Source organism: Pandoraea communis (genome assembly GCF_902459745.1).
Classification (GTDB): domain Bacteria; phylum Pseudomonadota; class Gammaproteobacteria; order Burkholderiales; family Burkholderiaceae; genus Pandoraea; species Pandoraea communis.
Map to the genome: position 1 here is coordinate 1 of NZ_CABPSJ010000011.1, position 12321 is coordinate 12321.

11 protein-coding genes are annotated in these 12321 nt (G+C 63.7%); 7 read left to right on the plus strand and 4 right to left on the minus strand.

All coding sequences use genetic code 11. The features are described 5' to 3' along the window. The first annotated feature begins 282 nt into the window (after positions 1-282). From PCO31110_RS25385 to PCO31110_RS25395, 3 genes are all read left to right on the plus strand, one after another. Positions 283-1326 (plus strand): AraC-like ligand-binding domain-containing protein, encoded by a 1044-nt coding sequence (locus tag PCO31110_RS25385; protein ID WP_150691750.1) that lies wholly within the window; start codon positions 283-285, stop codon positions 1324-1326. Positions 1327-1559: 233 nt separating this feature from the next. After that, entirely contained in the window at positions 1560-2735 is a 1176-nt protein-coding gene (locus PCO31110_RS25390) for an AAA family ATPase (protein WP_150691751.1), read from the plus strand. A gap of 48 nt (positions 2736-2783) precedes the next feature. Then, positions 2784-3449: a hypothetical protein gene (locus PCO31110_RS25395; RefSeq protein WP_150691752.1), complete on the plus strand. Its 666-nt coding sequence runs from the start codon at positions 2784-2786 to the stop codon at positions 3447-3449. Between the two features lie 62 nt (positions 3450-3511). Here PCO31110_RS25395 and PCO31110_RS25400 read toward each other — a convergent pair whose 3' ends face one another. The 3 genes from PCO31110_RS25400 to PCO31110_RS25415 form a co-directional block, all read right to left on the minus strand. Next, on the minus strand, positions 3512-3793 hold the full coding sequence (locus PCO31110_RS25400) for a DUF1427 family protein (protein WP_150691753.1): 282 nt from the start codon (positions 3791-3793) through the stop codon (positions 3512-3514). Between the two features lie 297 nt (positions 3794-4090). Continuing rightward, complete coding sequence (locus PCO31110_RS25410; RefSeq protein WP_150691754.1) at positions 4091-5950, minus strand: amidohydrolase; 1860 nt, start codon at positions 5948-5950, stop codon at positions 4091-4093. A gap of 14 nt (positions 5951-5964) precedes the next feature. Next, the gene (locus tag PCO31110_RS25415; protein ID WP_010808900.1) at positions 5965-6654 is read right to left on the minus strand and encodes a hydrolase; all 690 of its coding nucleotides are present in this window, start codon (positions 6652-6654) and stop codon (positions 5965-5967) included. 242 nt (positions 6655-6896) lie between these two features. Between PCO31110_RS25415 and PCO31110_RS25420 the strand changes: the two genes are divergently transcribed. Then, on the plus strand, positions 6897-7577 hold the full coding sequence (locus tag PCO31110_RS25420) for a response regulator transcription factor (protein WP_150691755.1): 681 nt from the start codon (positions 6897-6899) through the stop codon (positions 7575-7577). A gap of 18 nt (positions 7578-7595) precedes the next feature. On the opposite strand, the gene PCO31110_RS25425 is transcribed toward PCO31110_RS25420, so the two are convergent. Next, the gene (locus PCO31110_RS25425; RefSeq protein ID WP_246189982.1) at positions 7596-7976 is read right to left on the minus strand and encodes a hypothetical protein; all 381 of its coding nucleotides are present in this window, start codon (positions 7974-7976) and stop codon (positions 7596-7598) included. Positions 7977-8305: 329 nt separating this feature from the next. Between PCO31110_RS25425 and PCO31110_RS25430 the strand changes: the two genes are divergently transcribed. The 3 genes from PCO31110_RS25430 (at position 8306) to PCO31110_RS25440 (ending at position 12320) form a co-directional block, all read left to right on the plus strand. Next, positions 8306-9991 carry a ShlB/FhaC/HecB family hemolysin secretion/activation protein gene (locus PCO31110_RS25430; RefSeq protein ID WP_246189983.1) on the plus strand — a complete coding sequence of 562 codons (1686 nt, stop codon included), beginning with the start codon at positions 8306-8308 and terminating at the stop codon, positions 9989-9991. A 133-nt stretch (positions 9992-10124) separates the two neighbouring features. Beyond that, positions 10125-11897 carry a DUF2341 domain-containing protein gene (locus PCO31110_RS25435; protein ID WP_150691756.1) on the plus strand — a complete coding sequence of 591 codons (1773 nt, stop codon included), beginning with the start codon at positions 10125-10127 and terminating at the stop codon, positions 11895-11897. A gap of 12 nt (positions 11898-11909) precedes the next feature. Next, positions 11910-12320 (plus strand): ExbD/TolR family protein, encoded by a 411-nt coding sequence (locus tag PCO31110_RS25440; RefSeq protein ID WP_010808895.1) that lies wholly within the window; start codon positions 11910-11912, stop codon positions 12318-12320. Position 12321: the final 1 nt, after the last annotated feature.

The following is a 12321-nucleotide window of genomic DNA, read 5'->3' on the forward strand; positions in this document are numbered from 1 at the left end:
CAACGAACTCAAGTCGCAAATCTGGAACACCGTACAGACCGAGGTCATGCGCAGTCTGGAAAGCCAGGCCGCGTAACGTCGCCGGGCTCTCCCCCCCCAACGCACAAAGTTCGAGAAAGCGCTCGCCGCTGTCCCTGACCGTCCGGTGATCCCGTGCGGTCAATAAAACGCCTGTTTCGAGTAAACTAGGCGACCGCGAACTTGCGGTATCCAGATAGCGGAGCGAGATCGGGTTCGCGTTGACTAGCCCGGTAATTCCGGGCGTGAAGAAGGGGAGCCCTCATGGCATACACGGACATCCGTATTTCGACCGACCTGATCGAGCCATCGCGCCGTGACGACTACTGGCGCGAGGTCACACGGCCGTTCTGCGAGACACTGCGCGCCTCGCAGGCGGATGCCCCACCTCTCGAAGGGACCATGTTGATTCGCCATATGGCTGGATTGACGTTGGGCTCGACAAAATTCAACGCCCAGCGTTACGTGCGCGACAAACGAACCATTGCGCAGGGCGGGCTCGATCACTACCTCGTTCATGTGCTCTTGGCGGGCTCGATTCACGGCAACTTTGCAGGACGGGATGTCGTGGCCGCACCGGGGGGCATTTGCATCATCGATCTTGCGCGTACCTATGAATGCGAGGTCGATGCCGGTATGCGGCTGGCGACGACGGTGCCACGCGCGGGCATAGAGAAACTGCTGGGCGGCCGTGATTTGCATGGGGTCGTGCTCCAGGCCGGGCAGCCGATTACGCGACTGCTCGTGGAGTACCTGAAAGGATTGCATACGGTGTCGGCGGATTTGTCGGCCAGCGAGGGCATCGCCGTGATGGACGCCCTGATCACCCTGCTCACAACGGGTCTTGCCAACGCACCGCTAGCACAAGCCGAGCCAAAATCGGTGCTCGGCCGGGCATTGCGCGAACGCCTGCTCGCCTACATTGAAAAACACCTCTCGCACCCGGAACTCGGGCCGGAGCTTCTCACGCAGCACTTTCGCATCTCGCGCGCCCACCTGTATCGCGCGTTTGCCGAGGACGGCGGCATCGTCAACGTCATCCGCAGCCGGCGTCTTAACGCCAGCTATCGAGCGCTCATCGACCCGAGCAGAGGCACCTGGACGACGGCGAAAATCGCCACCGAATTCGGTTTTTCGGACGTTGGGAAATTTCGCAAGGCATTCGCCGCGAGTTTTGGCGTGACACCAGACGACGCGCGCGAGCAGGGGCGTTTCGCCGCATCGCCGGTGGACGGCGATGGTCAACTGTCGACGCATTTCGCAGCCTTTTGGACGCCCCCTGCCGTCCAAAGGCCTCACTGGCCGTAAGCGCTTGAACGAGGTCTGACGGGCACATCATTCAAAAGCGATAGCTAAGTCCGACACGTCAATGTTGTCGTTGAAGTCGTCGCATCCCCGCAGGCCGCCAACGACATCGGCCCAGGTCGCGTTATCCGAATACCTCCGCATGTGCGTGGCAGTGAGAGGCTGGGACGGCGCGTGCCCAACGCCGCCCGACCGGGTATGGTGCGAACTTCCGAACGTCACTCCTGAATCCCGCCATGCTGAGCGCTCTCGCCATCGACAACTACCGTTCCATCCAGTCGCTCGTCATGCCGTTGACGCGACTGAACGTTATTAATGGCGCCAACGGTAGCGGGAAATCGAACCTTTACCGCGCGTTGCGGCTACTGGCGAGCACTGCCAGGGACGGAATCGTCGCGCCGCTCGCGCGCGAAGGCGGACTGAATTCGGTGATGTGGGCAGGTCCGGAAGAGATCAGCGAGCGCATGCAGCGCGGGGAGGTGCCGGTGGAAGGCGGCCCGCGTCGCAAGCGGTCGCGGCTGCGACTCGGGTTCAGCAGCGACAGCTTCGGCTATGCCGTCTGCATGGGATATGTCGGCGGTTCGGGCCCCGCTTCTGCCTTTGCGCTGGACCCGGAGTTCAAGCGGGAAAGCCTGTGGGCGGGAGACTTTCTGCGGCCGGCCAATACGCTCGTCGACCGCGACGGCGGCGTGGTGCGTCGCAAGGCGGGCAGGGGTTGGGACATTCTCACGAGCAGTCTGCCGCGCTATGAAAGCCTTTTCTCTCATATCGCCAACGACGCCGCGTGCCCGGAAGTGTTCACCGTGCGTGAGCGCATGCGCGACTGGCGCTTCTACGATCACTTCCGAACGGACATCGATGCCCCCGCGCGCGCGCCGCAGATCGGTACGCGTACGAGTGTGCTGCATCAGGACGGCCGCGATCTTGCGGCTGCGTGGCAAACGATCCGCGAGATCGGCGACCAGGCCGCCCTCGACGAAGCCGTCTCCGACGCCTTTCCTGGCGCGCACGTCGAGATCGATGCGCAGCCGGGGGGGCTGTTTTCGCTGGCATTTCATCAGCACGGCTTGTTGCGCCCCCTGAGCGCGGCGGAGTTGTCCGATGGGACGCTGCGCTATCTGCTGCTCATCGCTGCACTCCTCACGGCACGTCCGCCGGAGTTGATGGTACTCAACGAACCGGAGGCGAGCCTGCATCCCGACCTGATGCCCGCGTTGGGGCGTCTGATCCGACGCGCAGCGAAACATTCGCAGCTATGGATCGTCTCGCATTCGCATCGGCTTGCGGCGGCGCTCGAGGACGATCCGGAGTGCAACGCCATTACGCTCGAGAAGGCGTTTTCCGCTACGACAATTCTGGGCCAGCGTGCGCTCGAACGGCCCGCCTGGCGTTGGGCAGACAACGGCAGGTAACGCCGGGCACCCGCTGGGGTTCGTCGAAAGTGCAAGCCTGCCGCCGGTATGGCAAAACACAACGTCGAGGCACTGGCACGATGCCATCTCCACTACCGATGGAGCCCGACGATGAACCCTATAGGCATCGCAACGATTGGCACTGCCCCGATGACCCATCCTGTCGCGAATTCGCACCCATGCCATCGACATGCGCGTTTCAATGCAGATCTTCAAACGGTTGAACTCAAGGCAGCAGGCAAGCTGCTGTCGCCATTCGCCGCCACAGCGGTGCGAATCCGCGAGCCCGGCCTGCCAGATCACCTGCCACTCGCGTCAGCCAGAAATCTGCGTGACGTAGCGGACCAGGGGCCAGCAGCAGACTTCGCGTTTTTCCGAGAGCCTCTGAGGCAGAACGTGGCGTTGCTGGGCAGGTGGGGAACTGCTGCCAAGGCCGGCAGTCAATCCAACGCGTGGTCGCAGTTCGTCAACGACATCACGGAACACTTCTTCAAAGGCAGCCGGAAGCAGCGTGTCATGGACGCATTGATCCTGTCTCTCGATGTGCTACCCGCACGCTATCGGGCGGATGCGCTGGCGTGCCTGCTCGCCGATGGCGAGGAGGGGATGGCGGCCGCGGAGGAGTTCTGGGAATACATTGGGCTGGATCGGATTCCGGACGCGGACAAGGACCGTGTGCGCGGTCTGATTCGCCAATATGGCATCGGAGCGTAGCCACGCGAAGACGCCGGCCGCGCCCGGCAAGGGCGAAGGCCGGGATCGCGCTCGGCAGCCGCTCAGGCTTTCGGCGACTCCGTCTTGCTTTCCGTCTTATCCGCTTGCGCCACCGGCCCGGGCAGGCCGGTGATCTTTGGCACGCACTCGCGATGGAACCAGACGAGATTGACCGGCTCGCCCGCCAACAGACGCTTGACGGGCGGCACGACCTGCTCGCCGATCAGCATGCCGAGCAGCCCGAGGAGCGCGATCGCAGGGGGCGCGGGTGAGCGCACTCCGAGGCCGCCATAGATGATGCCGACGAGCACGCCGACACCGAGCGAGACGAGATATAGCTTCATGAAGTTCTCCGCGACGCGCGCGTTCTGAGGTCGTACCAGACGACCGCAATAAAGCCGCCAACGAGCCCGAGGTGCTCAAAAAAGGCATTGCCGAGTATGACGCACTCGCCTGGCGGCGTGGCCCGGAATGGGTTGGCCATGAACGATGCCGCCCTGCAAATGGGCACTGCACAGCAGCAGGAGGGCGAGCCAATAGGCCCAACCCGGCAGCGAAATCCCCTCACGCCCTAAGGGCGGCGAGGGGTCGGGGGACGGCAAGACAGTGGCCATGACGGACCTCGACTGATGCGACCGTGATCAGAACGCCCAGCAGGAACAGCCGAGCGCACCCCAGAACCCGCTTTCGTCGGACGCCGGCACGCTGGACATCCACGCCCTCGTGTGCGCATGGCCGTGCACGCCGCACGACGTGGCGCACGCGCAACTCGCATTCACGTTCAGCACCTGCGGCTGACGAGACTTGTAGCCCACACCATGACGGGCAGGCGACCAGTCAGGCATGGCGGGCGGTATCTCGGGGGCGTAGCCGCCGAAGTCACCATCGCCATAGACGACCTTGCCGCCCAGCAGCGTGAGCACCGACGTAATGTCCTGAATCTCGTCTTCCGGCACGCTGAAATAGTCGGCGGAGAGCACCGCCAGATCGGCGAGTTGTCCGACTTTGATCTGCCCCTTCTTGCCGACTTCCGACGAGAACCAGGTGTTGGCCTCCGTCCAAAGACGCAGGGCGTCGTTGCGGTCGAGCAGATTGCCGGGCGCGGACATGCGAAGCCCGCCCACGGTCTTGCCCGTGGTCAGCCAGTACAACGATACCCACGGGTTGTACGAGGCCACGCGCGTGGCGTCGGTGCCGGCGCCGACCTTGACGCCTTTCTCGAGCATCTTCTTGATCGGCGGCGTGGCTTCGGCGGCCTTGGCACCGTAACGCTCGACAAAATACTCGCCCTGGTAGGCCATGCGGTGCTGCACGGCGATGCCGCCGCCAAGCGCCGCAATGCGGTCGATGTTGCGATCGGAGATGGTCTCGGCGTGATCGAAGAACCAATGCAGGCCGTCGAACGGCACGTCCTTGGCAACCTTTTCGTAGACGTCGAGGGCGCGCGAAATGGTCTCGTCGTAAGTGGCGTGCAGACGCCACGGCCAGCGGTTCTCCGCGAGCAGCCGCACGACCGGTTCGAGATCGGTCTCCATGGACGGCGGCATCTCGGGGCGCTCGACACGGAAGTCTTCGAAGTCGGCCGCTGTGTATACGAGCATTTCGCCTGCGCCGTTATGACGATAGACGTCGTCTCCCTGACCGGGGCTGACTTGCTTGACCCACTGGCTGAAGTCTGCGAGTTCGGCTTTGGGCTTCTGCGTGAACAAGTTATAGGCCAGGCGCACCGTGAGCTGACCTTCACGGTGCAGTTCCTCGATGATGCTGTAGTCCTCGGGGTAATTCTGGAACCCGCCACCCGCGTCGATCACGCCGGTCACACCGAGGCGGTTCACCTCGCGCATGAAATGGCGCGTCGAGTTCTTCTGATACTCGGGCGGCAGCTTCGGGCCTTTCGCCAGCGTGGCGTAGAGAATGGTCGCGTTCGGCTTGGCGAGCAGCAACCCGGTCGGATTGCCCGACGCGTCGCGCACGATCTCGCCGCCCGGCGGGTTGGGCGTGTCTTTCGTGTAGCCCACGGTGCGCAGTGCGGCGCCGTTGAGTATCGCGCGGTCGTACAGGTGCAGGATGAACACCGGCGTGTCGGGGGCGACGGCATTCAGTTCGTCGATGGTCGGCAGACGCTTCTCGGCGAATTGATGTTCGGTAAAGCCGCCCACCACGCGAACCCATTGCGGCGCGGGCGTGCGGTCGACCTGGTCTTTCAACATGCGCATGGCGTCGGCCAGTGAACGAACGCCGTCCCAGCGCAACTCCATGTTGTAGTTCAGGCCACCCCGGATGATGTGCATGTGACTGTCGATCAGTCCGGGAATGACACGGCGGCCCTGCAGGTCAATGACCTTGGTACCGCTGCCGGCCAGACGCATCACTTCGTCGCGCGTGCCCACGGCGGTGAAGGTTGCGCCGGTGAGTGCCACGGCATCGGCTTGCGGATTGGCGCGGTCGAGTGTTGCGAACTTGCCGTTGACCAGAATGAGGTCGGGCGTGGAGGCGGTCATGTGCATCTCCCCGATCAACGCTTTGCCGGAACGGCCGGAATCGCTTCGTGCGGTGTTGCGGTGCGCTGGGCCGCTTTGTGGACCATCGTGTAGGCGTAATCGACCCCCATGCCGTACGCACCGGAATGTTCCTTGACGAGCTTCATTACCGCATCGTACGTGTCGCGGTGTGCCCAATCGCGCTGCCACTCCAGCAATACCTGTTGCCATGTCATGGGCACGACACCTGCCTGCACCATGCGCTGCATGGCATAGTCGTGAGCCTCCTTCGAGGTGCCGCCCGAGGCATCGGCGACCATATAAATTTCGTAACCGCCTTCGAGCATGGCGCACAGCGCGAAGGTGGTGTTGCAGACTTCCGTCCACAATCCGGCGACGACGACCTTCTTGCGGCCGTTGGCGGCGAGCGCATCGCGCACCTTCTGGTCGTCCCACGAGTTCATCGAGGTGCGTTCCAGCGTCTTCTGGTTCGGGAACACGTCGAGCAGTTCCGGATAGGTGTAACCCGAGAACGATTCGGACTCTACCGTCGTGATCGTCGTCGGAATGTTGAAGATACGCGCGGCCTTGGCCAGGCCCACCGCGTTGTTCTTGAGCGCCTGACGATCCATCGACTGAACGCCAAAAGCCATCTGCGGCTGATGGTCGATGAAGATCAACTGGCAGTTCTGCGGGGTGAGGACTTCGAGCTTGGGATTGGACATGGAAGGCTCCGGAGGGGAATTGGGGGATCGCACAGGCACCGGACGCGACCCTCCATGAGGCTATGCTTTCCGTCCGGAGACTTCCATCGTCCCTTCGTATTAGTGCTGCAACGCCAGAGCCGGCGCGGGTTCGCCGCCGATGCATGCGGAAAATAGTGCGCACGTTCGTGCTATTCGACGATGTCGTGCAACTCGCGACTGACGTATACTCGGCGGCATCGAATCATGACGATGCCACCTGCATGAACGGGCTTCCCGACAGCGATACCGCGAATGTCTACGTCGTCGTCGACGACGTGGCGGAAAATGACGCGCTTTGTGCGTTGCTTTCGGCCGCCGGTCGTCGCGCATGCGGATTTTTGTCTGCGTCGTCGTTTCTTACGAGTCAACGGGGTGCCGGGCCAGGTTGTCTGGTGCTGGGTGCGGATCTCGGCACCGCCGGTGGCGGTCTCGCCCTGCAGGAGGCGCTGATTGTGGTGCAAGACCCGATCCCCGTGGTTTTCGTCGCCGGTCATACGGACGTGGCAACGAGCGTTCGGGGGATGAAGGCGGGCGCCATCGACTTCCTGACCCGGCCGTTTCCCGATAGCGTACTGCTTGAGGCCGTAGGGTCTGCGCTCGCGCGGGATCGACAGCGTCTGGCACGAGAGCGCGCCAGTACCGATGTTGCCGAGCGCGCGCAACGGCTCTCTCAGCGCGAACGCGAAGTCATGGCGCTCGTGGCGGCGGGCCGTATGAACAAGCACATTGCCGACGAGCTGGGGATCAGCGAAATCACTGTCAAGATCCATCGGGGCAATGCGATGCGAAAAATGGAAGCGCGCTCCTTCGCGGATCTCGTCATCATGGCCCACAAGCTAGGCATGACGTCGCCTGCGCTTTATCACGGCGGGATTGGCCGGCACCGGCGCGAGACAGCGTGAGCTGCCATTGTTCTGTCATCAACGCCCTGGGATGATCGGTGCCGGCGGCGGCGCGGCAGGCCGCTGCGGCGTCGCCGAATTTCCGAACGTATTTCCCATGCGCTGAGACGTACCGCTCCAGTTGAACTGGCCGCCGATCTGATTGCCAGGCTTGTTGGCGATACCTTCAGACTCCAGCCCGGGCGCCCGCCCGCCGGCGAGCGGGCTTGACGCCGGCTGCAACTGATTCGTCAGACAGTCATACGACGGCGAGCGCTGTCCATTCACTTCCACATCCACGCAACCGGCCCGCGGCCCCGCCGCCGACGCGCCGGTGCTGCGCGCCGCATCGTCGGCTGCGCTCACCTGTCCGGCCGCGCCGAGCGTCAACACGGCGGCGCTTGCGCCTGCGGCACCCAAAACCCGTATGCACCTTCGAATCCCGCGAGTGCTCTCTGCCTTCATGGTCTGCCTCCCCCGCAAAAAATGATGGGTAGTCCATCAGGACTCCGACCGAACAAGCATACGTCAGTCCGTGCGATTTTCGAGAAAGATGAATTTCTCGTGACAAACGTTAGTCGGTCGCGCCCCCGGACGTCTAGGTATCCGTATTCGTGAGGAATGTCGACACGGATTGCGTGCGGCCGGGCGATACCCGCGGTGTAGCGGTATGCGCGGGTAATCGTCAGGCCACCGGGGGCACTGCATCGGGCAGGGCCGCGTCGACCTAACAAAGCAGAGTCTTCTATATGCGTTTGATGAAAACGAACCGGCTGTGGCTGCGCTGGGCGGCAGTGTGCGCTGTCACGTTGGGCGGAACCGTTCATGGCGTTGCGATTGCTCAGGAGGCCAAAGCAGACCGGCCGGACAATTCGCCTGCGGCAAAGCCGCAGGCCGGCGCGACAGGATCGGCGCCAGCGAAGGAAAAGTCTGCCGACGCGCAGAAGCCCGTCAATATCAATGAGTACGTCGTGCGCGGCAACACGGTGCTCGATGTCCGCACGATCGAAAAAGCCGTGACGCCGTATCTCGGGCCGAACCGTACACTCGCCGACATCGAAGCCGCACGCGACGCCTTGCTCGCGGCCTATCAGGCCAAGGGCTATCAGTCGGTGTACGTCGATTTGCCGGAACAGCAGGTCACGGGCGGCGTGGTCTATCTCAAGGTGAGCGAGACCAAGCTGGGACGTCTGCGCGTGGTCGGCTCGGAATACCACTCGCCGCGCGAGGTGCGTGATCGCGTGCCGTCGTTGGCCGAGGGCAAGGTGCCGGATTTCAACGCCGCACAGGCGGAACTCACGGCCCTGAACCGTACCGGCGAGCAACAGGTGGTGCCGCTCGTCAAGCAAGGGGCGGTGCCCGGCACGATGGACGTCGACCTCAAGGTCGAGGACACCAACCCGTGGCGCGCGAGCTTCAGCCTGAACAACGACCGCAGTGCCGATACGAAGCCGCTGCGCATGCTCGCGTCGGTGGGTTACGACAACCTGTGGCAACTCGGCCATCGCGTGTCGATGAGCTTCTTCGGTGCGCCTCAGGACTTCAGCCAGAGCAAGGTGTGGTCGGGGTCGTATGTGGCGCCGATCGGGTCTTCGCCCTGGACGCTCGAACTTAACGGCTATCAGTCGGACAGCAATGTCGCCACTACCGGCGGCACTACGGTGCTCGGCAAGGGGCACGCGATCGGCGTCAAGACGACCTACACCGTGCCGGATACCGGCGCCTGGTATCACGCCTTCAGCCTTGGCGTGGACTTCAAGGACAACACGGAAACCACCCGCTTCGGCACCGCCGGCGATGTGGTGCCGCTCAAATACGCACCGATCACGCTCGGCTACAGCGGCTTTTATCAGGACGAAGACCTGAGCGCCGGCCTGAATACGTCGATCGTCTCGGGCATGTCGAGCTTCCTCGGCTATGGCAGCAGTCCGGCCCAGTTCGACGCGAAGCGCTATAAGGCGTCGCCCAGCTTCATGGTGCTGCGTGCGGATGCGAACGGCACCTATACGTTCGGCGGCGGCTGGCAACTCGCGGCGCGCGTTGCCACGCAGATGACCGATTCGCCGCTGATCTCCAACGAACAACTCGCCGGCGGCGGCATGAACTCGGTGCGCGGCTACCTCTCGGCCGAAGCGACCGGCGACTACGGCGTGGTCGGCTCCATCGAATGGCGTACGCCGCCGATTCCGCTGCTAGGCCCGGTCGTCTCGAACTGGCGCGCGTATGCGTTCTTCGACGGGGCGCGACTGGGGCTGCGCGACGCGTTGCCGGAGCAGACCTCGCGTTACTCGCTGGCGTCGGTCGGTGTGGGGTCGTCGCTGCGTCTGACGTCGCACGTGACGGGGCGCGTCGATGCGGCGTATCCGCTGACCAACGGACCGCGCACGGAGCGCTACAAGCCGCGGTTGAACTTCAGCGTCACGGCAACGTATTGAGCGATTGAGCGAATAAGGCGACCTGCCAACGGCCCGGAAAAGACACATCCGAATTTCACGACACAACATTCACGACCTGATGCCCGGTGCGCCAATTCAACGCGCCGGGCGGCATAAACGGAGAAATACAGCCATGCGACGCATTCTTCCATTCCTGCTTGCGCTGATCGGCACGCTGATGCCGGTGCTCGCGCACGCTTGGTGGCAACCGGATTGGGCGTACCGCAAGCCGATTACCATCGATGCCGGCCCGCAAGGCGGCAATATCACGGGCGACGCCGGCCGGGTGCCGATGCTGCTGCGCCTGCACACCGGCAACTTCAGCTTCGAAGGCGTGAACGAAACCGGGGCTGACCTGCGCTTCGTGGCGGCCGATGACAAGACGGTCCTCAATCACCAGATCGAGCAGTTCGATCCGGTGCTGGGCATCGCACTCGTGTGGGTCGATGTGCCCGCCGTCACCGCAGGCGCCAAGCAACAGGTCTGGATGTACTACGGCAACCGCAAGGCCCCTGCGGCGGGGAACGGTCAGCGTGTGTTCGATCCGGACTACACCGCCGTGTACCACTTCGGCGAATCGAACGTGCCCGCGCGCGACACGACCGCCTACGGCAACAATGGCCAGAACCCGATCGTCACACTCGACGGCGCGATCATCGGCAAGGGCGCACAAGCCGGCGCGTCGCCGATCGTGCTGCCCGCTTCGCCGTCGCTCGCGCTTGCCGCCGGCAGCCCGTTCACGTTCTCGGCCTGGGTGCACCCGGAGAAGCTGGGCGCGAACGAAGCGATCTATGTGCGCCGCGACGGTGGCAGCGATCTGGTGATCGGTGTCGATCAGGGCGTGCCGTTCGTGCAGGTGGGGGCTCAGCGCAGTCAGCCGGGCCAGCCGATTCAAGCGGGGAAGTGGTCGCATCTGGCGGTCACGGCCGACGGTAAGTCGGTCACGCTCTACGTCGGCGGTCAAGCAGCCACCACGCTGGCGGTGGCATTGCCTGCACTGAATTCGCCGACGATCATCGGCGGCGACGTCGAAGGCGCCTCGGGCGGCCTCGCTCGCTTCTCGGGTGCGGTGGACGAAGTGCGTCTGTCGAAGGTCGCCCGCAGCGCCGCGCTGCTTCAGACGGATGCGGTTTCGCAAGGTGCCGAATCGCGTCTGATTGCCTATGGTCCGGATGAGCAGCAAGCGGGCAAGAGCCATTTCGCCTTCATCCTCGCGGCCATGCCGGTCGACGCCTGGGTGGTGGTCTGTGTGCTGGGCCTGATGGCGCTGGTCTCGTGGCTCATCATGATCACGAAGGGTCGCAGCTACGCCGCGAAAGCACGCGCCAACAGCGCATTCATGACGCATTTTCGCGAAGCCTCGGGCGCACCGCTCGACCAGATCGCGCGTACGAACCGTGTGCCGGAGAGCGTGCAAGACCAATCGCCGCTGTGGCGTCTGTACGAGGTCGCGCTTAGCGAACTGCATCGCCGTCACGAACTCGGCTACGACACGAGCGCTGTGTCCGAGGCGACCATCAGCGCCATTCGCGCGTCGATGGACGGTGCGATGGTGCGCGAAGTCGAAGACATGAGCAAACGCATGAACTGGCTCTCGACGTCCATCGAAGGGGCGCCGTATGTCGGTCTGTTCGGCACCGTGATCGGGATCATGCTGGTGTTCGTCGTGGCCGCCATGGCGGGCGCGGTGGACATCAATTCGGTGGCACCGGGCATGGCCGCCGCACTGCTGTGTACGGCCGCCGGTCTCGGCGTGGCCATTCCCGCACTGTTCGGCTACAACTGGTTGGTGTCGCGCTCGGATGCACTTTCCGCCGACATGGCCGTGTTCGTCGACGAGTTCACGACCCGCCTCGCCGAAGAGCAGGGCGAAGGCCGCCGTCAGCCCGTGCTGCAACGCGCCTGACGAGGACGAATCATGGCAAACGCAACGCGATTCGCCGCGAAGAAGCGCTCGGGCGGTATCAACATCACGCCGTTCGTCGACGTGCTGCTGGTGGTGCTGGTGATCTTCATTCTCACGAGTAACGCCAGCATTCCCGGCATCAAGGTCGATCTCCCGAAGGCCAGCTCATCGGTGGCGCTCGAGAAGCCGAAGACCAAGGCGATCACGGTCGATAACGCCGGTCAGGTGTTTCTCGATGCCTATCCGGTGACGCTCACCGAGCTTGAGGATCGCTTGCGCACGGAGAAGGCGGTCACGCCCGATTTCCCGGTGATCGTGCGCGGCGACGCGCAGGTGCAGTACGCCAAGGTCGTCGAAGTGCTCGACCTGCTGCGCCGGATCGATCTCAACCAGGTCGGCCTCGTGACCGGCAAGCCGCAGTAAG

Coding starts and splice junctions, on each gene's coding strand:
- PCO31110_RS25385 (WP_150691750.1), top strand. CDS start 283: ATGGCATACACGGACATCCGTATTTCGACCGACCTGATCGAGCCATCG.
- PCO31110_RS25390 (WP_150691751.1), top strand. CDS start 1,560: ATGCTGAGCGCTCTCGCCATCGACAACTACCGTTCCATCCAGTCGCTC.
- PCO31110_RS25395 (WP_150691752.1), top strand. CDS start 2,784: ATGGCAAAACACAACGTCGAGGCACTGGCACGATGCCATCTCCACTAC.
- PCO31110_RS25400 (WP_150691753.1), bottom strand. CDS start 3,793: ATGAAGCTATATCTCGTCTCGCTCGGTGTCGGCGTGCTCGTCGGCATC.
- PCO31110_RS25410 (WP_150691754.1), bottom strand. CDS start 5,950: ATGACCGCCTCCACGCCCGACCTCATTCTGGTCAACGGCAAGTTCGCA.
- PCO31110_RS25415 (WP_010808900.1), bottom strand. CDS start 6,654: ATGTCCAATCCCAAGCTCGAAGTCCTCACCCCGCAGAACTGCCAGTTG.
- PCO31110_RS25420 (WP_150691755.1), top strand. CDS start 6,897: ATGAACGGGCTTCCCGACAGCGATACCGCGAATGTCTACGTCGTCGTC.
- PCO31110_RS25430 (WP_246189983.1), top strand. CDS start 8,306: ATGCGTTTGATGAAAACGAACCGGCTGTGGCTGCGCTGGGCGGCAGTG.
- PCO31110_RS25435 (WP_150691756.1), top strand. CDS start 10,125: ATGCGACGCATTCTTCCATTCCTGCTTGCGCTGATCGGCACGCTGATG.
- PCO31110_RS25440 (WP_010808895.1), top strand. CDS start 11,910: ATGGCAAACGCAACGCGATTCGCCGCGAAGAAGCGCTCGGGCGGTATC.